Annotated in this window: 33 protein-coding genes, 2 tRNA genes and 1 pseudogene; 13 read left to right on the top strand and 23 right to left on the bottom strand. The window is 58.6% G+C overall.

Annotated elements, in window-relative coordinates:
• Positions 1 to 197 precede the first annotated feature (197 nt).
• The gene (gene nrdD / locus J2W17_RS30885; RefSeq protein WP_017338867.1) at positions 198 to 365 is read left to right on the top strand and encodes an anaerobic ribonucleoside-triphosphate reductase; all 168 of its coding nucleotides are present in this window, start codon (positions 198 to 200) and stop codon (positions 363 to 365) included.
• On the top strand, positions 362 to 1,057 hold the full coding sequence (locus J2W17_RS30880; protein ID WP_307344095.1) for an anaerobic ribonucleoside-triphosphate reductase activating protein: 696 nt from the start codon (positions 362 to 364) through the stop codon (positions 1,055 to 1,057). Before nrdD ends, J2W17_RS30880 begins: the two co-directional genes overlap by 4 nt.
• Positions 1,058 to 1,089: 32 nt before the next feature.
• Here J2W17_RS30880 and J2W17_RS30875 read toward each other — a convergent pair whose 3' ends face one another.
• A complete protein-coding gene (locus tag J2W17_RS30875; protein ID WP_307344093.1) occupies positions 1,090 to 1,437 on the bottom strand; it encodes a hypothetical protein in 348 nt (115 codons plus the stop codon).
• 161 nt (positions 1,438 to 1,598) lie between these two features.
• On the opposite strand from J2W17_RS30875, the gene J2W17_RS30870 reads away from it, so the two are divergent.
• Both J2W17_RS30870 and J2W17_RS30865 read left to right on the top strand, forming a co-directional pair.
• Complete coding sequence (locus J2W17_RS30870) at positions 1,599 to 1,829, top strand: DUF3079 domain-containing protein (RefSeq protein ID WP_307344091.1); 231 nt, start codon at positions 1,599 to 1,601, stop codon at positions 1,827 to 1,829.
• Positions 1,830 to 2,032: 203 nt separating this feature from the next.
• A tRNA-Cys gene (locus J2W17_RS30865) sits at positions 2,033 to 2,106 on the top strand.
• A gap of 27 nt (positions 2,107 to 2,133) precedes the next feature.
• Here the strand turns inward: J2W17_RS30865 and J2W17_RS30860 are convergent.
• The 3 genes from J2W17_RS30860 to J2W17_RS30850 are packed head-to-tail and all read right to left on the bottom strand — an operon-like array spanning position 2,134 to position 2,930.
• Positions 2,134 to 2,421, bottom strand: a complete 288-nt coding sequence (locus J2W17_RS30860) for a hypothetical protein (protein ID WP_307344088.1) — start codon at positions 2,419 to 2,421, stop codon at positions 2,134 to 2,136.
• On the bottom strand, positions 2,402 to 2,692 hold the full coding sequence (locus J2W17_RS30855; protein ID WP_307344086.1) for a type II toxin-antitoxin system RelE/ParE family toxin: 291 nt from the start codon (positions 2,690 to 2,692) through the stop codon (positions 2,402 to 2,404). Before J2W17_RS30855 ends, J2W17_RS30860 begins: the two co-directional genes overlap by 20 nt.
• Positions 2,685 to 2,930, bottom strand: coding sequence for a type II toxin-antitoxin system ParD family antitoxin (locus tag J2W17_RS30850; RefSeq protein ID WP_307344084.1), 246 nt, complete (start codon positions 2,928 to 2,930; stop codon positions 2,685 to 2,687). Before J2W17_RS30850 ends, J2W17_RS30855 begins: the two co-directional genes overlap by 8 nt.
• Positions 2,931 to 3,247: 317 nt before the next feature.
• Between J2W17_RS30850 and J2W17_RS30845 the strand changes: the two genes are divergently transcribed.
• The 3 genes from J2W17_RS30845 to J2W17_RS30835 all read left to right on the top strand — a co-directional run bounded on the left by J2W17_RS30845 (position 3,248) and on the right by J2W17_RS30835 (position 5,356).
• Positions 3,248 to 3,673 (top strand): LexA family protein, encoded by a 426-nt coding sequence (locus J2W17_RS30845; protein WP_307344082.1) that lies wholly within the window; start codon positions 3,248 to 3,250, stop codon positions 3,671 to 3,673.
• Entirely contained in the window at positions 3,666 to 4,943 is a 1,278-nt protein-coding gene (gene umuC, locus J2W17_RS30840) for a translesion error-prone DNA polymerase V subunit UmuC (RefSeq protein WP_307344080.1), read from the top strand. The genes J2W17_RS30845 and umuC overlap by 8 nt, the downstream gene beginning before the upstream one ends.
• Before the next feature lie 326 nt (positions 4,944 to 5,269).
• A tRNA-Leu gene (locus tag J2W17_RS30835) sits at positions 5,270 to 5,356 on the top strand.
• Positions 5,357 to 5,439: 83 nt separating this feature from the next.
• Here J2W17_RS30835 and J2W17_RS30830 read toward each other — a convergent pair.
• A pseudogene (locus J2W17_RS30830) lies at positions 5,440 to 5,880 on the bottom strand (tyrosine-type recombinase/integrase); the annotation flags it as partial.
• A 79-nt stretch (positions 5,881 to 5,959) separates the two neighbouring features.
• Here J2W17_RS30830 and J2W17_RS30825 point away from each other — a divergent pair.
• Together J2W17_RS30825 and J2W17_RS30820 are read left to right on the top strand one after the other, a co-directional pair.
• Positions 5,960 to 6,208: a type II toxin-antitoxin system HicA family toxin gene (locus tag J2W17_RS30825; protein ID WP_307344078.1), complete on the top strand. Its 249-nt coding sequence runs from the start codon at positions 5,960 to 5,962 to the stop codon at positions 6,206 to 6,208.
• Positions 6,208 to 6,549, top strand: a complete 342-nt coding sequence (locus tag J2W17_RS30820; RefSeq protein ID WP_307344076.1) for a type II toxin-antitoxin system HicB family antitoxin — start codon at positions 6,208 to 6,210, stop codon at positions 6,547 to 6,549. Before J2W17_RS30825 ends, J2W17_RS30820 begins: the two co-directional genes overlap by 1 nt.
• Before the next feature lie 164 nt (positions 6,550 to 6,713).
• On the opposite strand, the gene J2W17_RS30815 is transcribed toward J2W17_RS30820, so the two are convergent.
• From J2W17_RS30815 to J2W17_RS30805, 3 genes are all read right to left on the bottom strand, one after another.
• Positions 6,714 to 7,004, bottom strand: coding sequence for a hypothetical protein (locus J2W17_RS30815; RefSeq protein WP_307344074.1), 291 nt, complete (start codon positions 7,002 to 7,004; stop codon positions 6,714 to 6,716).
• Between the two features lie 116 nt (positions 7,005 to 7,120).
• A complete protein-coding gene (locus J2W17_RS30810; protein WP_307344072.1) occupies positions 7,121 to 7,564 on the bottom strand; it encodes a hypothetical protein in 444 nt (147 codons plus the stop codon).
• Positions 7,565 to 7,653: 89 nt separating this feature from the next.
• Positions 7,654 to 7,863: a hypothetical protein gene (locus J2W17_RS30805; protein ID WP_307344070.1), complete on the bottom strand. Its 210-nt coding sequence runs from the start codon at positions 7,861 to 7,863 to the stop codon at positions 7,654 to 7,656.
• A gap of 216 nt (positions 7,864 to 8,079) precedes the next feature.
• Between J2W17_RS30805 and J2W17_RS30800 the strand changes: the two genes are divergently transcribed.
• Positions 8,080 to 8,475, top strand: coding sequence for a hypothetical protein (locus tag J2W17_RS30800; protein ID WP_307344068.1), 396 nt, complete (start codon positions 8,080 to 8,082; stop codon positions 8,473 to 8,475).
• A gap of 199 nt (positions 8,476 to 8,674) precedes the next feature.
• Here the strand turns inward: J2W17_RS30800 and J2W17_RS30795 are convergent, their stop codons facing one another.
• The 9 genes from J2W17_RS30795 to J2W17_RS30755 all read right to left on the bottom strand — a co-directional run bounded on the left by J2W17_RS30795 (position 8,675) and on the right by J2W17_RS30755 (position 15,483).
• Positions 8,675 to 9,103 carry a hypothetical protein gene (locus tag J2W17_RS30795; RefSeq protein WP_307344066.1) on the bottom strand — a complete coding sequence of 143 codons (429 nt, stop codon included), beginning with the start codon at positions 9,101 to 9,103 and terminating at the stop codon, positions 8,675 to 8,677.
• 157 nt (positions 9,104 to 9,260) lie between these two features.
• Positions 9,261 to 9,545, bottom strand: coding sequence for a hypothetical protein (locus tag J2W17_RS30790; RefSeq protein ID WP_307344064.1), 285 nt, complete (start codon positions 9,543 to 9,545; stop codon positions 9,261 to 9,263).
• Between the two features lie 310 nt (positions 9,546 to 9,855).
• The gene (locus tag J2W17_RS30785; RefSeq protein ID WP_007946177.1) at positions 9,856 to 10,086 is read right to left on the bottom strand and encodes a hypothetical protein; all 231 of its coding nucleotides are present in this window, start codon (positions 10,084 to 10,086) and stop codon (positions 9,856 to 9,858) included.
• A gap of 115 nt (positions 10,087 to 10,201) precedes the next feature.
• Complete coding sequence (locus J2W17_RS30780) at positions 10,202 to 10,423, bottom strand: hypothetical protein (RefSeq protein WP_307344062.1); 222 nt, start codon at positions 10,421 to 10,423, stop codon at positions 10,202 to 10,204.
• Positions 10,424 to 10,528: 105 nt separating this feature from the next.
• Positions 10,529 to 11,566 carry a DNA topoisomerase IB gene (locus J2W17_RS30775; protein ID WP_307344060.1) on the bottom strand — a complete coding sequence of 346 codons (1,038 nt, stop codon included), beginning with the start codon at positions 11,564 to 11,566 and terminating at the stop codon, positions 10,529 to 10,531.
• A gap of 87 nt (positions 11,567 to 11,653) precedes the next feature.
• A complete protein-coding gene (modC, locus tag J2W17_RS30770) occupies positions 11,654 to 12,733 on the bottom strand; it encodes a molybdenum ABC transporter ATP-binding protein (RefSeq protein ID WP_307344058.1) in 1,080 nt (359 codons plus the stop codon).
• 3 nt (positions 12,734 to 12,736) lie between these two features.
• The gene (modB, locus tag J2W17_RS30765) at positions 12,737 to 13,417 is read right to left on the bottom strand and encodes a molybdate ABC transporter permease subunit (protein ID WP_307344056.1); all 681 of its coding nucleotides are present in this window, start codon (positions 13,415 to 13,417) and stop codon (positions 12,737 to 12,739) included.
• A complete protein-coding gene (modA, locus tag J2W17_RS30760; RefSeq protein WP_307344054.1) occupies positions 13,418 to 14,185 on the bottom strand; it encodes a molybdate ABC transporter substrate-binding protein in 768 nt (255 codons plus the stop codon). It lies immediately after the preceding gene.
• A 233-nt stretch (positions 14,186 to 14,418) separates the two neighbouring features.
• Positions 14,419 to 15,483 carry an NAD(P)H-dependent flavin oxidoreductase gene (locus J2W17_RS30755; RefSeq protein WP_307344052.1) on the bottom strand — a complete coding sequence of 355 codons (1,065 nt, stop codon included), beginning with the start codon at positions 15,481 to 15,483 and terminating at the stop codon, positions 14,419 to 14,421.
• Between the two features lie 264 nt (positions 15,484 to 15,747).
• Here J2W17_RS30755 and acuI point away from each other — a divergent pair, with 264 nt between their 5' ends.
• Entirely contained in the window at positions 15,748 to 16,731 is a 984-nt protein-coding gene (acuI, locus tag J2W17_RS30750; protein ID WP_307344050.1) for an acrylyl-CoA reductase (NADPH), read from the top strand.
• Between the two features lie 136 nt (positions 16,732 to 16,867).
• On the opposite strand, the gene ada is transcribed toward acuI, so the two are convergent.
• From ada to J2W17_RS30725, 5 genes are all read right to left on the bottom strand, one after another.
• The gene (gene ada / locus J2W17_RS30745; RefSeq protein ID WP_307344048.1) at positions 16,868 to 17,932 is read right to left on the bottom strand and encodes a bifunctional DNA-binding transcriptional regulator/O6-methylguanine-DNA methyltransferase Ada; all 1,065 of its coding nucleotides are present in this window, start codon (positions 17,930 to 17,932) and stop codon (positions 16,868 to 16,870) included.
• 87 nt (positions 17,933 to 18,019) lie between these two features.
• Positions 18,020 to 18,700 carry a DNA oxidative demethylase AlkB gene (alkB, locus tag J2W17_RS30740; protein ID WP_307344046.1) on the bottom strand — a complete coding sequence of 227 codons (681 nt, stop codon included), beginning with the start codon at positions 18,698 to 18,700 and terminating at the stop codon, positions 18,020 to 18,022.
• Complete coding sequence (locus J2W17_RS30735) at positions 18,690 to 19,394, bottom strand: 2OG-Fe(II) oxygenase (protein WP_307344044.1); 705 nt, start codon at positions 19,392 to 19,394, stop codon at positions 18,690 to 18,692. The genes alkB and J2W17_RS30735 overlap by 11 nt, the downstream gene beginning before the upstream one ends.
• Positions 19,395 to 19,556: 162 nt before the next feature.
• Complete coding sequence (locus J2W17_RS30730) at positions 19,557 to 19,727, bottom strand: hypothetical protein (protein WP_307344100.1); 171 nt, start codon at positions 19,725 to 19,727, stop codon at positions 19,557 to 19,559.
• 35 nt (positions 19,728 to 19,762) lie between these two features.
• A complete protein-coding gene (locus J2W17_RS30725) occupies positions 19,763 to 20,065 on the bottom strand; it encodes a DUF1883 domain-containing protein (protein WP_008065357.1) in 303 nt (100 codons plus the stop codon).
• Positions 20,066 to 20,276: 211 nt separating this feature from the next.
• Between J2W17_RS30725 and J2W17_RS30720 the strand changes: the two genes are divergently transcribed.
• Together J2W17_RS30720 and J2W17_RS30715 are read left to right on the top strand one after the other, a co-directional pair.
• On the top strand, positions 20,277 to 20,633 hold the full coding sequence (locus J2W17_RS30720) for a hypothetical protein (protein WP_064678072.1): 357 nt from the start codon (positions 20,277 to 20,279) through the stop codon (positions 20,631 to 20,633).
• 198 nt (positions 20,634 to 20,831) lie between these two features.
• On the top strand, positions 20,832 to 21,062 hold the full coding sequence (locus J2W17_RS30715) for a hypothetical protein (RefSeq protein ID WP_307344034.1): 231 nt from the start codon (positions 20,832 to 20,834) through the stop codon (positions 21,060 to 21,062).
• Positions 21,063 to 21,073: 11 nt separating this feature from the next.
• Here J2W17_RS30715 and J2W17_RS30710 read toward each other — a convergent pair whose 3' ends face one another.
• On the bottom strand, positions 21,074 to 21,355 hold the full coding sequence (locus J2W17_RS30710) for a hypothetical protein (protein WP_307344032.1): 282 nt from the start codon (positions 21,353 to 21,355) through the stop codon (positions 21,074 to 21,076).
• Positions 21,356 to 21,456: the final 101 nt, after the last annotated feature.

The following is a 21,456-nucleotide window of genomic DNA, read 5'->3' as shown; positions in this document are numbered from 1 at the left end:
CCAGGTCCTACAGGGTTTGGTATCGGCACCGTTCATTGAAGCCGATCACGCTCCTCTGTAGGAGCCGGCTTGCTGGCGAAGGCGTCTTCATGGGCGCTGCAAGGCTCTTGGCCGCTTTCGCTGGCAAGCCAGCTCCTACAGGGGGAGGTCCGTACCGTCCATTGATTCCAATCCACTCCACCGCAAGGAGCTTCACCATGACTGCATCGCAAACACTGCCCCAGGCTCAACGTCAACGCTGCGAAGTCTGGACCCGGGTGATGGGCTATCACCGTCCCGTGTCGGCATTCAACCCGGGTAAACAATCCGAGCACCGCGAGCGAGTGCATTTCACTGAAAGCGCGGCACTGGCCGGGCGCCAATGAGTCGAATGCTACGGGTCGGGGGCATGGTGCCCCTGACCACTATCGACTACCCGGGACAGCTCGCCTGCGTGCTGTTCTGCCAGGGGTGCGCCTGGCGCTGTCGCTACTGTCATAACCCGCAGTTGATCCCGCCCCGTGGCACCGAGGAAGTGGATTGGCGGCGGGTGCTGGCGTTTTTGCAACGGCGCCAGGACCTGCTCGATGCGGTGGTGTTCAGCGGCGGGGAACCGACCCTGCAGGATGGCTTGCCCGACGCCATGGATGAAGTGCGGGCGCTGGGCTTTCGCATCGGTTTGCACAGTGCCGGGATCAAGCCCGCGGCCTTTGCCAAGGCCTTGGTCGGGGCCGATTGGGTCGGTTTCGATGTCAAGGCGTTGCCCGAAGACTGCCAGGCCATCACCCGGGTCAAGGGCAGTGGCACCGCCAACTGGCGCAGCCTCGAGTACTTGCTGGCCAGTGGTGTCGACTATGAATGTCGCACCACCGTGCATTGGCATCTGTTCGAGCCGGCGCGTCTATTGATCCTGGCGCAGCGTTTGAGCCAACTCGGGGTCAAGCGTTTCGCCGTGCAACTGGTGCGTACCGAGCGGATGTTCGATCCGCTGTTGCCGAGCGTTTCGATACAAGCGTTGTTGCCTGATCTTTGGGCCGAAATGCGCGAGTTGTTTCCCGCCTTTGTGTTGCGGGGTTGACCTCTGGTTGCAACATCCGTCCATCACGCGGATCAAGGCTCATAGCGCTTGCGAAATCGCTCGGCACGATCGACGCTGTCATTCATCTGCGCCGCCGCGTGAATGGTCAGGGGATGCTGGGTAAAGCCGGGGCGAGGGGAAATGTAGGCCGCCATTTCCCGGGCGATAGCCAGCTGCTGAGCCGAGCCCTGGGTCAGCAAGGCAATGACCAGGTTTTCCAGGGCGATCACCCGCACACGCAAGTGTACCAGCTCGGCATTGGTCAATTCCGGTGGCGCGGTAAAGGCCTCTGCTTCGAGTGATTGTTGCGCACCTTTATCTTCCCAGGTCGATAGTTGGACCGGGGGTTGTGCCGTTGAGGGAGGGGTTTTATCAGGCATAAGCAGCATCTCCAGGTCATTTCATGGGCTATCGAAAGTCTAGCCTCAAGACTGCCGAAAGGTGCGAGCGCTCAATGTCGGTTCTTGATCCCTATCAAGGGCATCGTTGCGCGAACGATGTACGTTGGCGGTACACCCTGGATGTAAACCGAGGGATAGACATGGCCAAGCCTTTTCCCATCAGCCCCAAGCACCCTGAGCGCATTTGCTGGGGCTGCGACCGGTATTGTCCAGCCAGTTCACTGGCATGCGGCAATGGCTCCGACCGCACGATGCATCCTGCCGAAATGATCGGAGACGACTGGTATCTGCACGGAGACTGGGGCATAGACCCGTTGATTGCCGTAGTGCAAATAGCGGAAGTAGCGGAAGATCCCAATCCACAGGGCTGAACGGTCGCCTGAAAAACTCCCGATCCACCTGCCATAATTTTTTTGAAATCAAGGGGTTGCCAGCCTCGGGAAATCAGTACATAATTCACGCCATCGAAAGCACTGACCGCTCAAAAAGCTCAATGTTTTCAAGGAGTTAGATCGAGATCTTACTCCAAGTTTGTACGCGTTTGGTGTTGTGCTGCATGACATCAGATGTTTGAGGCCGAGTAGCAAAATGGTTATGCAGTGGATTGCAAATCCACCTACGCCGGTTCGATTCCGACCTCGGCCTCCACTCTTAAAAACCCTGTAGATCAATGATCTACGGGGTTTTTTTATACCTGTAGGAAAGTGAAGTGTTCCGCAATTTTTGATTGGGGTTCCGCAACAGTTTTGCCTCAGGCGCACGAAACAGGATCACGAAGCGGAGCACGTGCGGCCTTTGCGTCTCGGATCGAGGCACCAGGTATTGATCCTGCGCTGGCACACGCTCGCCGGCAGCCCCCACGCTGAGGTCGCGGCGGATGACGCGGCCGGTTTTCGAGTAACGCTTGACGATCAGCGGAGGTGCGGCTCCTGGGTAACGATCATCAAAAATTGCGCTGTGCATCCATCCGATCGTGCAAAACCCGGACGATTGCAATTCCGTAAGCCGTCACTCGAAAGTAAATCATGTGCCGCTCAACACTGCAGCGGCGATAACCAGGTCGTATGGCGTCGCAAGCCGGGGCAGTTTTTGGATGCTGGGCCAGTTCCGCAAACGCCGCGGTCAAAATGTCGATGTAGCGGTTGGCCTGATCAACGCTCCACTGTCGGGCGGTATAACTCCAGATAACCTCAAGGTCACCCTCGGCGGCAGGGGTAAGACGGTACTCAGCCATGCGCGGTCAACATTCGTTGCTTGAACGCTGCTGGATCGAATGGTCGAGGTTTCCCGCTGGTCTCTCCTTCCCGAAGTGCAGCACGGACGGTCTCAAGCTCAGCGCTGCGCTCTTGTTCACGACGAATCAGATCGCGAATGTATTCGCTGTCATTGGTGTAATGGCCAGCTTCAATCTGTGCTTTGATCCAACCGTCTTGCTGGTCGGTCACAGTGATGGTCTTTCGCACAGTTCCCATGATTAACCCCTTGGAAAAATGGTGAATAGCACAAAATCTATCATACTATTGGTGCTGTTTAGCATCATTAATTGTCGTCCTCACCCCGTTGTGACTCTGAAAACACTCAACTGATCAACATCAGTGGGAACAACCATCACGCGCCGTCTGCAGGGTGGCCGTCCCCAGGAATGTCTAATTCCCCTGACACCTCATGGCACCGTCCTCATGGGGTTGAAGTTCAGCGCCCCACTAATCAGATTTGTCCTACGTAAAATTGACCTCAAGCCCTACATACAGTTTACTGTATATATGTACAGTCTTGGGTTTCCTGCATCATGAGCTATTCAATTTTAGGCCCTGTCGCCGAAGGCGGAAGAAGGGTGCCGTTGTGCCTGTTCCGAGTACCTGCAGGATTCCCTTCTCCGGCGGCAGACCACATCGAGGCGCACATTTCGCTGGACGAGGTGCTGAATGTTCGGGCACCGCATGTCTACCTGGTGTCACTCATGGGGGAAAGCATGCAGGGTGCAGGAATTTTTGAGGGCGATCTTGCAGTGGTGGATCGTTCCATCGAACCGGTTCACGGGCACATTGTGATCGCTCTGTTGAACAACGAGCCGGTTTGCAAGCGTCTTTGTCTTCGCGGGAAGGACGTGGTCCTGCTATCGGAAAACCCAAAGTACCCTCCGCGCTATGTGCTGGAAGGCGATGAACTCTCTATATGGGGTGTGGTTACCAGTAGCGTGCGTAGTCATGTCTAAGGTGTCGCCTGTATTCGGCCTGATCGACTGCAACAGTTTTTATGCCAGCTGCGAACGGGTGTTCCGCCCCGACCTGGCCAAGGTGCCCATTGTGGTGCTGTCGAACAACGATGGCTGCGTCATCGCCCGAAGCTACGATGCCAAACCTTTCGTGAAGATGGGCGAGCCGTATTTTCAGATCAAGCACAAGCTCAAGCAGCACGGCATCATCGCGTTTTCGTCGAATTACGCACTGTATGGCGATATGAGTGAGCGTGTGATGACGCTGATTGAGTCAATGGTGCCGGCGGTTGAGGTGTATAGCATCGATGAAGCATTCGCCGACCTCACTGGTATCGGTGATCTTGACGGGCTTGGACGTCGGATTCGCAGCCGGGTGCTGCGCTGCACGGGCATCCCGGTCGGCGTTGGTATTGCACCCACCAAAACTTTAGCCAAGCTGGCCAACCACACGGCCAAGCGGCTCCAGGCACATACCGGCGGCGTAGTGAACATCTGTGACCCGACCAAGCGTGCCTGGGTGCTTCGTAACACCGATGTAGCTGAGGTATGGGGCGTCGGGCGCAAGATGAAAATGCACCTGGATGCCATGGGCATCAAGACCGCCATGGACTTGGCCAAGTCCGACCCCTGGATGCTGCGAAAAAATTTCAGCGTGGTGATCGAGAAGACGGCCCGAGAGTTGGCGGGCACGCCATGCCTGGAGCTCGACGAACCCGACCCGCCCAAACAGGAGATCTGCTGCAGCCGGATGTTTGGCAAGCGCCTGCAGGAGCTGCCACCTATCAAGGAAGCGGTGGCCACCTACATGATGCGCGCCTCGGAAAAACTGCGAGCCCAGAATTCGCTGTGCAAGAAGATCCGCGTCAGCATTCGTACCGGCATGTTCAACCCGGAGGAAGCCAAATACGCGAACGGTGTGGTAGTCGATCTGCCTTACCCGACCGATGACGTACGTCTACTGATCAAGTTGGCGGTCGACGCGCTTGATCGCTTGTTCCGGCCGGGCTTCAACTACAGCAAGGCAGAGGTGATGCTGCTTAATCTCTGCCAACCAGGTGAGTATACCGATGATTTGTTTGCGACCTCACAGCCGGCCGAGGCATCGAGAGTCATGGCGGTGTTGGATGAGATCAATGGGCGATGGGGGAGAGGAACGGTGCGCGCAGCGAGTGTGCCGATCAACCCTGATTGGGGTATGAGGCGGGAAATGATGAGCCAAAGCTACACCACGCGGCTGGATCAATTGTGGAAGATATCTTGCCGCTAATTACGCGGACTGCAGGTCGTTGAAAATCAGTAGCTTGCACAACATTTATTATGCTAAGCTGTTGATCTACTTAGCTTTGTAGCGTGGATGGCAAATCCACCTACGCCGGTTCGATTCCGATTTCGGCCTCCAGTTTAAACAAGCTCCGTAGATCTATGATTTACGGAGCTTTTTTATTTGCAGTCTCCGGCAAGATTTAGTCTTGAAATGGGCATCTGCGAACTTGCTTCACCGGGGATGGATGTATATATTTCCACCTCTGCAGCACAAGGGTCAGATCTGCCAGCTCGTAATTGGCACTGTTCAGACCGCTTCACCGCGCTACCGCCCGAATGGCGAAACTGGTAGACGCATGGGACTTAAAATCCCCCGCTCGTAAGGGCGTGCCGGTTCGATTCCGGCTTCGGGCACCATTTAAAAATCAAGGGTTTGCGGGCGAAAGCTGATGCAAACCCTTGTTTGTTTCTGGGTCGCAAAATTAGAGTTGGGTCGCAATTCACTTCGTAGGAGAGACTTTCTTTCCTTTCCGATTGCGGATGTATTGCCCGGTCATAACGACGGTAGTATGCCCAAGTTGATCTCAAGCCTGCATGATGTCCCCGCTTGATTCGGCTTTGTCCGTAGCAGCTTTAGCGCGTAAATCACGCATTTGAAACTCGGACTTCGCAACGCCGGCGGCCTCTCTGGCCAAGTCAAACCTTCCCCGTAACATCGTCACTGACATCGGCGTGCCATCCTCCGTAACGGCCATCCGTGTCGAGCGGACCTTGTGTCCTGCCTTCCTGGACATAATTCGATCGATCAAATCCTTCAGTTCGCCAGTTATCTCGATCCGACGTTTTGCATTCGTCTTGCCCTGCAGCACCCAAATTTGGCCGTCGCGGACATCCCTCTTGTCCAGTAATCGGGTGTCGGTCACGCGTTGGCCAGTCAGATACGGGCCTGTGCCAGCTTGACAGGATTGCTTGACCTGTCACGACTATGCAACTAAAATTAGTCGCATATGCGGAGGTCCAATGTCCAAGCAACAAAAGCTGCTCGCGAAGCTGCTGAACAAGCAAGCAGGATTCACTTGGACGGAACTGGTCACGCTACTAGGTGGGCTTGGATACCACCCGATCGAGGGTAACGGCAGTCGGGTAAAATTCGACAACGGCAACCCACGGGCGATGATCAACCTGCACAAGCCACATCCGGGCAACGAACTGAAGGCTTACGTCAAACGGCAGGTAATCGAGCACCTGAAAGCAGGAGGATTGATCTGATGAGCACTATGTTGCAGCACCGTAGCTATTACGGCTCCATCGAGGCCAGCCCTGAGGATAATTGCCTGTTCGGCAAGCTTCAGTTCATTCGCGCTCTGGTTAGCTATGAAGGCGAGACTGTTGCAGAGCTGAGCCAAGCGTTCCGTGATGCAGTGGACGACTACCTTGATACCTGCGCATCACTCGGGCAGGAGCCAGAGATTCCGTGCAAGGGCTCGTTCAACGTAAGGGTAGGGCATGACCTGCACCTGGCTGCCAGTGTGGCTGCTACCCAGCTGAGCATTTCCTTGAATGATCTGACGCGAAAGGCTTTGAGCGAATACCTTGAGCATCGTGCGTAGCGAAGCGCCGAAGATCCAGTGTGAGAGCGAGCCGGCTTTCGGCGGCATTCAGACGAAAGTGAACTGACATCCGGCATCGACCTCGACTGATGCACCTATTCGCCGGCAAGCCTGTCTCGCTCCCACAAGGAATCGAGGCTGTACAAACGCCCCGAGTCATCCCACTAGCTGCCACCACCGCCTCCGCTGCTGCTACCGCCTCCAGCCTTGTCGGCACCGCCTGGTTTGGAACCGGCAGGCGTTGGCCCGCTATCCGTGGTACCGCCATCGGCTCCTTTGGGGAGCGAGGCGGCGTCCGGATCGGCATTTGTGCTTTTTGGCGCCGGTTCACGGGTCTGGCTGGTGCCATCGGTGGAAGTCGACCCCGTGGAGGTGCTGTCTGCTGCGACCGCATACAGCGAGCCGGCAGAGACAAGGCCTGCAAGCGTGAGCGCTGCAATTTTATGCTTGATCATGGTGAGTCTTCCTTGCATGTGGTTAACACAGCATTGGAAGAATCGGCGACGAAATGGTGCTGGGCAGCGGACGAGCGGTGGGTGCCTGTCGTTTGCCGGCAGGAAATGCCAGGGAATCAATTACAGGCCGTAGCGACCGCCTTCTCGGCGCGCTTGAGCTCCTGTTTGACGTCGGCCGTTATTCGCTGTTCTTTCAGCCGCTGTTCGAGAAACAGTTGATCGCCACGGGATTTCACCTCGGCATCCGAAGCGTCAACCTGGGCTTTGACCGTGGCGGCGTGCGCCTCGATGACCGCCTCGACCTCTTGCTCGCTTTTGGCCGTATCGAGGGCGTGGACCAGCTTGCCGACCTCTGCCTTCTCGGCCTCGGCGTAACCATCGACTGAAAGTCCCGCCGCCAACGCTCGCACCTGGATTTCCAAGGTTTTCAAACGCTGCTGGGCAATCTTGCACGATTCATCCCGCTGCGGGTTCTCGCTGGCTTCCCAGGTTCTCAACCCGTATGTCACGGCACCAATGATCGCCAAGGTGGCGGCGGCACCCAGTAATTTGCCTTTCACTTGCGCAACCTCTTTCCAATCGCCAGCCCACTGTGTCTGCTACGGTCGTGGCTGCTTGACCACTGCCCTGTTGGCGACCTTCAACACATCTAGGGTTGACCTCCACCCGGTGTTGGATCAGGTTTGCGCCGATCACCCCCTGAAGGATTGCCGACATTCACCAGTCTTCTCTCCACCAAGACGTTTTGCAGGGCCTGCCGGGCATCCGGATCCAGTTGATGCTCTCGCGCCTTGAGTTCGAGCAGGATCGGGCTGGACCATGCTCGATAGGTTTTCTCGGCAGCACGAATGGATTTCATCTATCTCTCCCTGATTGACGCCTGATTAAGAAGACGCGTGATGAGCTACGAATCCTAGTTGATGAAATGCATTGTTGCCAACAAATTGACACGATACGACTATCGTTCGCGATGGCGCGCTATAGCGCTAATAATCAGAAAATATATTGCGCCAGTAGTATGTATCTAACCTTAATATTTCCAGTGTTCGCACAGGCAGATAAAGAGGTGGACGTGATGTTCAAGCTATTGACTACCCTTGCCATGGCGCTTTTTCTGACGGGGTGCTCTTCCGGTCCCCAGACGCCCAACGATGCCCATTTGCCGCCTCCAGCCGGTGCCAAGCAGTTAAGCGGCGCCGAGATAGAACAGACGCTTATCGGTCGCAAGCTCACCAGCGTAACGGCCAAAGGTCATGATTTCTGGGAGACCTTGAATCGTGACGGGACTGCGAAAATCCAGATTGCCAGCGATAGAGTAGAGAAAGGCCGTTGGAAAGTTGCAGGCGATGTTATCTGTGTCAGTTATGAAAAGTATGGTGAGGAATGCAGCACAGCGCATAGCGACGGTGCTTCAGTCTGGCTGGTCGATCAGATGAAAAAGACGACCAATAACAAGTTTACTGTGCATTAGTGGGGGCAGTTGGCATCTAATAAGCACGCTTGAAAATTTCGAGACCTATCCCGTTTTCCTGCGTTGCAGGACCTGCTGCGCAGGCAGCCGTGCGCCGAACGGCATAGCTGAATTCCGTGCCGTCCCGGCGCCTACTGTACTCCATCGGCCACCGGCAAGTGCGGCCATCAAGTACCTCGGTGAGCAGACACAGCGCCCGTCACTGTTTCTGTTTCCAGTTGCCACCGCCGGTTTCGCAGTCGACCTTCGATTGCCCGAGATTTTCAGCGCCGTAGTAATAGGTAATGATTTGCGCATCTTTCGGGATGTTCAGCGCCTTGCTGTTTTTGTCCTTGCTGACGGACTGGGGATTGGCCAGGGATTCAGGCGTCACGGTGCCCATGCACGTGGCCTGGTAACGATCGCCGCACTGCGCGACTTTTTTCTTGGTGCTGGTCAGCATCTCCCGGCTTTCGTTGCTGCAGGACCAGTCGATGGCGTCCACCGGCATGCCTTTGTATTCATAGCAGGTGTGGGTCTCGATAACCGGTACGGAAGGGCTCTGGGATCGGGTCAGCACGTCGCACCCCTGGGCCATCGTCAGGGTGGGGCTCAGGCAGGCAAGCAGAAGCACAAATCTACTGTTCATCAGGATTTCCTCTCCAGTAGTGCCCTGCCTGGAAGGTCAGGGGCTTATAACTTTCGAAACATGACGAACAGCCTTGTTCCATCCGATTTGCTGATTTGAGCGTTCTTGTAGTGGGCGGCCGACCGATTGAATTCGACGCGGCCGCCCGGCCAGTCAGCTATACGAAAGGCTGACCGGTAAAACCCCGGGGCAAGCGTTGCTGTCCGGCCATGGCAGTGAGCCGCTCGGTCCAGGCCGTGCGCCAGTCGGTGGCAGTAGGGGTGACTCGGGTTTTTCGTGAGGCGCGGCGTGCAGCGTTGCGCTGGTTTTTGCGCGCTTCCTTGAAGGCATCGGTATTGCGGCAGCTTCTGCATTTCACCCGATTCAGTTCGCGGGTGGAAGTGAGATTGCTGCCTTTGTGACCGCAGGCCAGATGCCCGCCGATTTTGAAGTGGGTGACCATCAGACGTCTCCTTCGTGACGTGTGATCATTTGACCCCCCGCCGGTGTTTACGTTCGTTGACCGGATTGCGGGCAAAAAAAAGGCTCGCATGCGGGCGGGCCAAGGGATGCTTCAAAAGGAGTGAGGCCACTGTAGAGGGTGAGTTGTGAAAGCGATGTGAAAGGAAATATCAGGCAAAAAAATCCCGACGCCAGGTCGGGTTGTCGGATATCACGCGAAACACTCAGGCAAGGACGCATCCGGTAACCGATCGTTGCCGTTCATGCGTCCTGAATCAGGCCGTGCTCCTGAACCGTTTGCCCGGGTCGAATCATCTGAACCGCGGCAGGGGCGGGTCGACAGGTTTGAGCGAGGACAGCGTGTTGCGAATCAGTGGCGTGTCCTTTTCGATGTCATTCAGACGGTCACGAATCCTGAGCGCGGTCGGGTGCCCGCCTTGATGGTCGACCCAGTCGGCGATTTCCTTGCACGCCGCGGCCAAGCGAGCCTGACGTGAGTCAAGCAGGGTGAGCAGGGTGGTGATGGACTCTTTTTCGGACATGGCAAACACCTCCGTTGAAGACACCTTGTCAGTGGTAGCAAAAAGCCCGCTGGGAGCGAGCTTTCTACCGGTGGGGTCGCTGATCCTTCAGCATTTTTCAGTATAGACCCGGACTTCAGCCTTGTGGGGCGGTCATCTGCGACCTTGCATTCAGCTGCCGGCAGACACCTTGGGCGTCTACTTCCAGATCGAAGCCGTCGCCCATAAAACCGCGGGTGCGCGTATCGAAAATGCGATACCAGAAGGCGGCGTCAGGGGGAGGATGAGTGTTTTCCCCGACTCGGCGTCCATGAATGACGATCTTGTTGCAGCGCTTCACGACGAATATGTCTTCCATGGCGTCACCGCAGGTGATACGTGTCCAGAACAAGCATAGAAGCCATTTGCGATCATGCAAAAAATCAACGGTCAGTTCGTCGGTTAAGCGCTGGTATGGCGCCAGTCAGGGTTTGTCAGCGGCGGCGATCATTTTCTCGAGAAAGATCGCCAGCCCGACTTCCTCTGCCCTGAGTCCTTTGCGTGTTCTCGTGCGCGGCAACTCGGCCAGGGCGCCGATTAGAAACCCATCGAGCACCGCCGGATGGATGTAGCACTTGCGACAGACCGCCGGGGTGTTGCCCAGTTGCCGGGCGACGTTTTTCACCATCTCCACCACATGGCGCTTGGCGTCCGATTCCGGCTCCCATTGCAATTGACGCAGTACCGACAACGCCAGGACGCTGCCAGCCCAGGTGCGGTAATCCTTGGCGGTGAAGTCGGCGCCGGTCAGGGTCTGCAGGTAGGCGTTGACGTCGGAGGAGCTGATGCTGTGCCGCTCGCCGTTCTCATCGAGATACTGAAACAGGTTCTGTCCGGGAATTTCCTGGCAGCGCTTGATGATTCGCGCCAGGCGCCGGTCTTTCACGGTGATCTGATGTTCAACACCGCTTTTGCCTCGGAACTGGAACAGGATCGCACTGCCATTGATCTCGACGTGACGCCTGCGCAGGGTGGTCAGACCATAGGAGCGATTTTCCCGCGCATACTGGGTGTTACCGACGCGAATCAATGTCGCGTCGAGTAAGGTGATGACCGTGGCCATGACCTTGTCCCGGCTGAAACCCGGCGCCGCCAGCAGCGTTTCCAGCTGTCGGCGCAGTTTGGGCAAGGCGCGACCGAACTCCCGAAGGCGCGAGTATTTGTCGGCATCGCGCACTTCCCGCCAGCGCGCGTGATAACGGTATTGCTTGCGACCCCGGGCGTCACGACCTGTGGCTTGCAGGTGGCCGCGCGGATCGGCGCAGATCCACACATCGGTGTAGGCCGGAGGCACGGCGAGGGCGTTGATGCGCTTGATTTCGTCCGGGTCAGTGATGCGCCGGCCCGCGGGATCGAAGTAGCAGAACTTGCCGCGCAGTTTCCGGCGGGTGATGCCGGGCAGCGTGTCATCGACGTAATGCAAATCAGGCGGCAGCACGTCGGGCGGTACGGTATCGGGCATGGCGGTAGTCCTTGCAACGAATCAGGGGCCGTTATTGCCATTGACCGCATGCCGTTGCGGTGGTGCCAGCCAGTTTTTCCAGACAGGTTATGCCAGTACGGCCACCGCCTTGATCTGGGCCCAGAGTTGCTGGCCGGGGTGCACGCTCAACTGGTCCCTGGAGTAGCGGGTGATTCGCGCCAGCAGCGGCGTGCCGGCGGCGTCCAGGCGGATCAACACATGAGCGGCATTGTCGGCGCCCATCTCGCTGATCACGGTGACCGGCAGCCGATTGAGGATGCTGCTTTGCTCTACGCCGTGCAGGCTCAGACTGACATCCCGTGCCTGAACCTTGCAGCGCAGTGCCTGGCCGGCGTCCATCGGCGTATGCGTCACGCGAATGTTCAGGGCCGTGCCTGGCAACTGCAGGGTCAACAGTTGATAGTCGGGGTCATAGGCACTGACCTGCCCCTCGATCACTACGCCCGCGTCATCGCCCAGCGCCAGGGGCAGATCGAGCCGGGCCAGGGTTTCGCCGATCGGCCCGCTGGCCAGTGCCTTGCCGTTGCCGAGCAGGACGATGTGGTCGGCCAGCCGCGCGACTTCGTCCTGGGAGTGGCTGACGTACAACACCGGGATGTCCAGTTCATCGTGCAGCCGTTGCAGGTAGGGCAGGATTTCGCCCTTGCGCTGGCTGTCCAGCGCTGCCAGCGGTTCGTCCATCAGCAGCAGATTCGGACTGGTGAGGAGGGCGCGGGCGATGCCGATCCGTTGCCGTTCCCCGCCCGACAGGTTGTGCGGAAGACGGTCCAGCAGGTGACCGATTCCGAGCAGTTCGGTGGCGTGGGTCATATCGACCCGGCGTTGCTGTTTCGGGATGCGCTTGAGGCCGAATTCCAGGTTGGCGAGCACCGACAGATGGGGAAACAGGCTGGCTTCCTGAAACACATAACCCAATGCGCGCTTGTGTGGCGGGACGAAAATCTGCTGGTCGCTGTCTTGCCAGATTTCATCGTTGACCTGGACAAATCCCTGCTCGGCCCGTTCCAGGCCGGCAATGCAGCGCAGGCAAGTGGTCTTGCCCGAACCGGAATGACCGTAAAGCGCGGTGACGCCACGACCGGGCAGTTGCAGATCGACATCCAGGGCGAACCCCGAATACTTCAGTTTCAAGCGCGTATAAATCATCGATCAGCCCCAGCCCGTTTTGGTTTTTCGGCTGGAGTAGAGCGCCAGCAACACGGCAAACGAGAACACCAGCATCGCCCCCGCCAGCCAATGGGCCTGGGCGTATTCCATGGCCTCGACATGGTCGTAGATCTGCACCGAGACTACCCGGGTCTTGTCGGGAATGTTGCCACCGATCATCAACACCACGCCGAACTCACCGACGGTGTGGGCGAAACCGAGGATGGCCGCGGTGATGAAACCCGGCCGGGCCAGGGGCAGTATCACGCTGAAAAAAGTATCCCAAGGATTGGCGCGCAAGGTTGCGGCCACTTCCAGGGGGCGGGTGCCGATGGCAGAAAACGCGTTTTGCAGCGGCTGGACCACGAAGGGCATCGAGTACAGCACCGAGCCGATCACCAAACCTGCAAAGCTGAAAGTGAGCGTGCCCAGCCCCAGGGATTGGGTGAGTTGACCGATGTATCCGTTTGGGCCCAGCGCCAGCAGCAGGTAGAAGCCAATCACCGTCGGTGGCAGCACCAGGGGCAGGGCGACGATCGCCCCGACCGGGCCGCGCAGCCAGGATTGGGTGCGCGACAGCCATAACGCAATCGGCGTGCCGATGATCAGCAGGATGACCGTGGTCAATGACGCCAGTTTCAGGGTCAGCCAGATCGCGGAAAAGTCGGCACTCGATAGAGTCATTTAGAGTTGGTAACCGTAGGACTTGATGACAGCGGCGGCTTTCGGCCCTTTGAGGTAGTCCACCAGCGCCTTGGCAGCCGGGTTGTCCTTGCCTTTGTTGAGGATCACCGCGTCTTGCCGTATCGGGTGGTGCATGTCGGCTGGAACGATCCAGGCCGAACCGCCGGTCACTTTGCCGTCCTTGTAGATTTGTGACAACGCCACGAAGCCCAGTTCAGCGTTGCCGGTGGAAACGAACTGATAGGCCTGCGTGATGTTCTGGCCTTCGACGATTTTCGCTTTGACCTTGTCGGTCAGGCCGAGCCTGGCCAGCACTTGGGTCGCGGCCAGGCCGTAAGGTGCGGTTTTCGGGTTGGCGATGGACAGATGCTGATACTGGTTATCGCTGAGCACCTTGCCCTTGGCGTCGACGTAGCCTTCCTTGGCCGACCACAGTGCCAGGGTGCCGATTGCGTAGGTGAAGCGCGAGCCCTTGACGATGTCGCCTTCGGTTTCGAGTTTTTTCGGGGTGGTGTCGTCCGCCGAAAGGAACACTTCGAACGGCGCGCCGTTTTTAATCTGGGTGTAGAACTGGCCGGTTGCGCCGAAAGAGATGACCAGCTTATGCCCGGTGTCTTTCTCGAAATCAGCCGCGATGGCCTGGATCGGTGCCGTGAAATTGGCCGCGACGGCGACCTGGACTTCGTCCGCCTGGGCAGCGCCGAAGGCGAAGGCGGCGATCAGGCTTGCGAGGCCGGTGGGGGCAAAACGTGAGGCACGCAGGGTCATGAAACGGCTCCGTGGTTGGCGAGTGCGGCGAGGGTAATCGTTATATAAAAGAATATATAGCGAATTGCCTGCAAACGGAACGTCCAGGGGATGGCGCGTCAGCGGAGAGCAACTTCAAGCCTTGCAGCGCCCTCGAGGACGCCTTCGCCGGCAAGCCGGCTCCTACAGGGTTTGGCGTTGACCTCGACTTTTCGACCTGCAGGTGTTCGTGTCGGAAAATCGATGGCGGGTTTTTAGCGGTTAATCAATCTTGCCAATCCTTCATCCGCCAGCTTGCGGGTCAGCTGCGCCGTGGTCAGTTCAACTCCCAGGGTAAAGGCCTGCCCGGCCCACAGGTTGCTGAAGTCCGCTTCGCCCTTGGCCCGCAACGGCATCAGCGCTCCACCCGCCAGCGGGAACGCCGGTGCTTTATCGCTCATCGGTCCGAGTTCGCGCATGACCCTATTCAGGATGCCCCGTGCCGGACGGCCGGTGAAAATATTGGTCACGGCGGTCTCGCTCGCCTTGGCCGTGCGCAGGGCCTGGTGGTGAGAGGCACTGACCTTGGCCTCTGGCGTGAACAGATACGCGGTGCCCACTTGCACCGCCGACGCTCCGAGCACAAACGCCGCCGCGACGCCTCGTGCATCGGTAATGCCGCCAGCGGCGATGACCGGCACTTTCACCGCGTCGACGATCTGCGGCACCAGGGCGAAGAGGCCGATCTGGCTGCTCAGGTCGTCGCTGAAGAACATCCCGCGATGACCGCCCGCTTCATAACCCATGGCGATGATCGCATCGCAACCCTGCTGCTCAAGCCACAGGGCTTCTTCGACAGTGGTGGCCGAAGACAGCACTTTGGCTCCGGTAGCTTTCACCCGATCCAGCAAGGATTTTTCCGGCAGGCCGAAGTGAAAACTCACGACTTCGGGACGCAGCGCTTCGATCACTTCGCAGGCCGCGTTATCGAACGGCGCGCGGTTGGACACCGGTGTCGGCGCGTCGAAGTCGACGCCCAGTTCGTGGTAGTAGGGCGCGAGCAGATTTTTCCAGTCCCGGGCGCGTTGCTCATCGGCTGCCGGGGGCTGATGACAGAAGAAATTGACGTTGATCGGTCGCCGGGTTTGCTGGCGAATGGACTGCAGCTCTTCGCGCAACTGCTCGACACTGAGCATGGCGGCGGGCATCGAGCCCAGGCCGCCGGCGTTGCTCGCCGCGATCACCATGGCCGAGGTCGTGGCGCCGGCCATGGGTGCCTGGATGATCGGCAGTTCGATCCCGAGCAGATCTAGAATGCGGGTATCTGGCCATTGGCTCATTGCAGGATTCTCCGACGTAAATACAGGGCAGGGGCGGTCGAAACGTTTTGTATCAGCAATGACCGGGGCACGACCAGTCCAGATTTCTGATCGGGCGCACGTGCCCGGTGCCGCAGTGAAGCATTGAGGTCTTTTGCCCTGCCGGCAGCAAGATGCCGACCGCTATCGGCTACGCCCGGTCTGGCTTAAAGTCGAGTACGGCGTCAGCATGCTTTGTGGTATTTCAACGGCACGACAACTGATTGATCCCATGAGGAGACAACCATGTTCCAAGGCATTTTGATCGACAAGGACGACAGCGGCTATCGGGCCACACTGCAAGAAATTGAAGAGGATCAACTGCCCGAAGGCGATGTGACGGTGCGGGTGACGTACAGCACCTTGAACTTCAAGGATGGCCTGGCGATCACCGGCAGCAGCCCGGTGGTGCGAAAATTTCCGATGGTGCCGGGGATCGATCTGGCGGGGACTGTCGAATCCAGCGAGCACCCGGACTACAAGGTCGGTGATCAGGTCCTGCTCAATGGCTGGGGCGTGGGTGAAGGGCATTGGGGCGGACTGGCGCAGAAGGCGCGCCTGAAGGGCGACTGGCTGATTCCGCTGCCCCGGGAGTTCACTGCCGCCCAGGCGATGGCGATTGGCACCGCGGGTTACACGGCAATGCTGAGCATTCTGGCGCTGGAACATAACGGCGTGACGCCGGAGCAGGGCGAGGTGCTGGTCACCGGGGCGAACGGGGGCGTCGGCAGTTTTGCCATTGCGCTGTTGAGCAGGCTCGGTTATCGAGTGGTCGCCTCCACGGGGCGCACCGCCGAGCATGATTATCTCAAGCAGCTGGGGGCCAGCGAAATCATTGACCGGGCGACGCTGTCCGAGCCGGGCAAACCTTTGGGCAAGGAGCGTTGGGCGGCGGTCATCGATTCGGTGGGCAGTCACACGCTGGCCAATGCCTGCGCGAGTACTCAATCCAATGGCACCGTGGCTGCCTGTGGTCTGGCGCAAGGCATGGATTTTCCGGCTTCTGTCGCGCCGTTCATTTTGCGTGGGGTGACCTTGGCGGGGATCAATAGTGTGACCCAGCCTAAAGCCAAACGGATCCTGGCCTGGAACCGGCTGGCCAAGGACCTGGACTTTGCTTTGCTGCCGCTGATCAGCCATGAGATCGGCTTGAGTGAAGCGATCGACGCGGCCCCGCGCTTGCTGGCCGGGCAGTTGCGGGGGCGGGTGGTGGTGGATGTGAATCGTTGAGGAGGTGTACACGAACAGTGTGCCCCCACAAAACCCTGTAGGAGCTGGCTTGTCGGAACGCCGCACCGCAGCGACGGCGGCGTGTCAGCCAACATCAATGTTGACTATCAGACCGCTTTCGCCAGCAAGCCGGTTCCTACAGGCCCTCACGCTCCAGCAGCTGTCGTTTGCGCTCCACCCCCCAGCGATATCCTGACAAATTACCATCGCTGCGCACCACGCGGTGACACGGGATCGCCACTGCCAGGCTGTTCGCGCCACAGGCCTGGGCCACGGCTCGCACGGCTTTCGGCGAGCCGATGCGCTGGGCGATATCGGTGTAGCTGGCGGTGCTGCCGGCCGGAATTTCCCTCAGCGCTTGCCAGACCCGTTCCTGAAACGCCGTCCCGCGAACATCCAGTGGCAAGTCCAGGCCGATGGCGGGGGCTTCGATGAAGCCGACGACCTTGGCAATCAGCTGTTCGAACACGTGATCGGCACCGATCAGGTTGGCCCGCCGGAACTTGTCCTGCAAGTCACAGACCAGTTGGTGCGGATCGTCGCCGAGCAGTATCGCGCACACCCCGCGTGCACTTTGCGCCACCAGGATCGCGCCCAGGGAGCACTGGCCGACGGCAAACCGGATGTCGTTGTTTTGACCGGCTGCGCGGTAATCGCCGGGTGTCATGCCCAGCAGCTGGTCCGCCGCTTCATAAAAACGGCTGTTGGAGTTGAAGCCGGCGTCATACAGCGCGTCGGTCACCGAACCGCCGTCGGTCAAACGCTCACGGACCTTGCGGGAACGATGGGCCGTGGCATAACCCTTGGGTGTCAGCCCGGTCACGGTCTTGAACACCCGGTGGAAGTGAAAGCTGCTCAGGCCCGCCGCCAGGGCCAGTTCGCCCAGTGCGGGCAGGTCTTCGGCGGCTTCGATCTGGCGGCAAGCGGCCGCCACGGTCAGGGCATGTTGTGCGGCGACCTCGCTTTGATCCCTGGCCAGCCGTTTGCTGGGACGATAACCCGCCGCCTCGGCTTGCGCGGCAGTGTCGAAGAACTCGACATTCTGCGGTTTCGGCAAGCGCGCCAGGCTGCTGGGACGGCAGTAGATGCCGGTGGTTTTCACGGCATAGACAAACTGCCCGTCGGCGCGAGGATCACGCGCGACGACAGCGGCCCAGCGCGGGTCATGCTCGGTGTCGACGATTGGCGAGTGACTGGTCATGGCGTCATATCCGTTGTTCCGTTTGAGCCAGATTAACCAGCCGTCGGGGCGGTAGCACTCCGGGTCTTGCGGTCGAATTCGAGCGCTTCATTTGGCAGTGCGAAAAGTGAAGTTGATCCGTTGTTCACCCAGGCGGGGGTGCTGGCCGCCCTTGATCGGCAACACGCCGTGATAACGCAGGCGATCGACGCCGCCCCAGACCACGATGTCCCCATGCAACAACGGCACTCGCTGACTTTTGTCGCTGCGCTCGAAGCCGCCGAACAGGAACATCGCCGGCAACCCCAGTGATACCGAGACAATGGGCGCGGCCAGGCAGGCTTCGTCCTTGTCCTGGTGCAACGACATTTTGGCCCCCGGGACATAGCGGTTGATCAGGCAGGCATCAGGCACGAAACCGGCAAACCCTGCTTCCCGCGCCGCCGCTTGGGCCAGTTCGAAAAACACCTCGGGCATCGCTGGCCAGGGCCGGCCTGTTTGCGGGTCATGGCGAGTGTAGCGGTAGCCGCTGCGATCGGTGGTCCAGCCCCACGTGCCGCAACTGCTCATGGCCGCCGACATGGTGAAGCCGCCCGGCGTGACCATCTGCCGTAACGGCGCATCAGCCAGCACTGTTTCCAGAGCGGGCAGCAATCGGTCCAGCCAGGGCAGGGCAAAGCCCCTCAGGACGAAAGACTGTTCGCCGATTGGCTCGCGTCGGCGTTCCTGCTCGGGTTCAGCGTCGGCAAACAGGTCGAAGGTGGCAGGAGACATGGGCTTATAAGGCATCGTGAAAGATGATTCCAAGGGTATGCCGTTTTCCGCTGTGCAGGCGACTCACGCCGTGGCGCAGGGTCACGCGGTAATAGCCACGAACGCCTTTGACCGGCCGTTGATTGACCGCAAAGATCAGCCCGTCGCCCTTCTTCAGGTTGATAACCTGTGGTCGCGATTGCATCCGTGGCCGCTGTTCGGTCAGCACGAACTCGCCGCCGATGAAATCTTTGTCCGGCTCCGACAGCAGAATCGCCACTTGCAGCGGGAACACATGTTCGCCGTACAGGTCCTGATGCAAGCAGTTGTAATCCTGCGGCCCATATTGCAGCAACAACGGGGTCGGGCGTTCCTGACCGGCGGCATGGCAGCGCTGGAGAAAAGCTTCGTGCGTCTCGGGGAAACGGGTCGGCAGGCCCATGCGTTCGTACCAGCGATTGGCAATCGGCACCAGGCGCGGGTAAAGCGCAGTGCGCAAGCGGGCTACAACGTCGGGCAGGGGGTACCTGAAGTACTTGTACTCGCCACGGCCAAAACCGTGACGAGCCATGATCACTTGCGAGCGGAACGGTTCCGAACGGGAGTACAGGGCGCTGACTGCATCGCACATCTCAAGACTCAACAGCGATCGAATGATTGCGCAGCCATCCTGATCCAGTTGCTGCTCCAGGTTCAGCCAGTCCAGTACTTCGAGACGTTGCTCACTCATCGCCATGCCTCGCGATCGGCAGTGCCGCTGATGTAGCGAATCGAGGAAGTGCACATGTACTGACGCCTTGACCTGTGGGTGAGGTCGCCAGTCTAGGGAGCGCCGCCGGCGCGAACACTCCGGCGCTTGCGGTCGAATTCCAGATGCACGCTCCGCATTGCGTTACAGCGCCTTGCTGACGCTTATTTCGCTGACGACGTCTTCAGTCTGGCCATGAATAACGTCCAGCGCAGCTTTGGCTTCTTCTTCAGTACCGTTTTCCAGTTGGGCAAATTCGAAGCGGCGTTCGCCGTTGAGTTTGTATTTGATGACGTATTTGGTCGTTTGAGCCACGGTCATACCTGCTTGTGTTGATGTGGGTGCGCGACTCAGCTCAGTTTCGAGCTGGAGCGGCGGATGATCTTGATCGAGTGAGTCAGGGTCGGTTTGCGGGTCACGCTGATCGGCCGGCGGTTGACCGTATCGATGGTGATGTTCCAGAAGCCGGTGCTCGGTGCAGTAATACGCGCCGGGAAGGTGTCGAACGCACCGCCGTGGTAAGTGTGACGTCCGCCGTTCTTGAAGCTGCGGAAATTGGCATCGTTCATCAAGCGGATGTTGCAGGTTTGCGAGCATTGAATGACGACGATGTCGTCTTCGTTGAGGTGCTCGCGCTGGTGGATAAATTTCATGGCGCCTCCAGAAGGGCTTTTTCTACAAAATCAAAACGATAGCATGGGCGATTGGCGCAGTTTATCAGCCCGAACAGGTTATTATCCGGTCGTCGAGGCGTGCTTTGGCAATAAAAAACAGTTATTCGCGATTCCAATGCGCGATGAACGCAACGAGCTTCGGAGAAAAACCGCATTTATGCTGTCGGAGGCTCTTTATCGGAGATTTAACATGAAATGGGGTATATGGATCCTGCCTTTGGTAGTGGCGATGAGTGGTTGTGCGAGTGTCTCGGATATCAATCAGACGCTGCCTACCATGAGTGTGATTTCGGGCAAGAAACCCCATGAATACGCACAATGCCTGACCGAGAAGCTGGCCGACAGCCGCGGCGCCCTGCAAGTTGAACCGCAGAAGGATGGCGTGCGGGTGATCGTGCCGCAGAAGCTCTCCTCGGGACCGGCTGCTGTATTCGTTATCGAAGAACGCTCCAGCGGTAGCAGCATCAAGCTGCACGAACGCATCTCCAATGTACCGTTGCGCCCCCAGGATGTACGCGATGCCGCCACTGCGTGCATTTCCGGCTGATGGACGGGAGCAACCTCGCTCGGGGCGTCGTGCGGACGATGGACTAAAGAGCGCCGCGTTTAGGGTAGGAGCAAGCTTGCTCGCGATGGATTCAATTGCGCCGCGTTTAGCCAGGCAACCCGCGTTATCGTTAACGACCATCGCGAGCAAACTTGCTCCTACAAGGGCAGGGCCACATTGTCATTTCCGGAGACGAGCATGAAACGAGAGCAGGTGCGCAAGTGCCATGCAGAGGGTCAGATCTCTGCCACCCACGTGATCCAGAACCCGGCAAGCACGGAGGAATGGATCGTGTTTTTCAAGAAAAGCGCCGGGCGCAGTTTTTTCCTGGTGGATGACAATGACGAAGTCGAATCCTTCAATCGTCTCGATGACCTGATCGAGACGGTGCGCGGCCTGGGGATCAAGTTCGCGGAAATTCACATGTAGGGCCGGACGTCCTACTTGCAGACCACCAGGACGCTGCGGTTCTTGTAATTGCCGACATCCACACCCAGGGTCTTGTCGCTTTCCTTGGACGAAGGCGTGCCATCCGTCGCGACGATGTTGTAGCCGGTGCCCGCGCAGGAAGCGTCAGCCTTTTCATAGCAGGTAGCCCATGAATTGGCTTCCCCGGAGCAATCGATCGTCAGACCCTGTTCTCCGTTGTTCAGGTAAGTCGTTTCCGACGTGGCGCAACCGGTAAGGGCCAGAAGCGCAATCATTGGCAAATATCTATTCATGTGTAGGGGTCGTCGTCGGGATGATGGGGCTAAGCCTGTGACAGCGCTGGCTGCAAAAGGTTATAGCGATTGGCCACTTTGTCGCGGGCAATCACAAAAAA

This window comes from Pseudomonas lini (assembly GCF_030812475.1).
In the GTDB taxonomy this organism is placed as follows: domain Bacteria; phylum Pseudomonadota; class Gammaproteobacteria; order Pseudomonadales; family Pseudomonadaceae; genus Aquipseudomonas; species Aquipseudomonas lini_A.
Note: the sequence above shows the minus strand (reverse complement) of the source record. Positions and strands in the feature narration are given on the sequence as shown.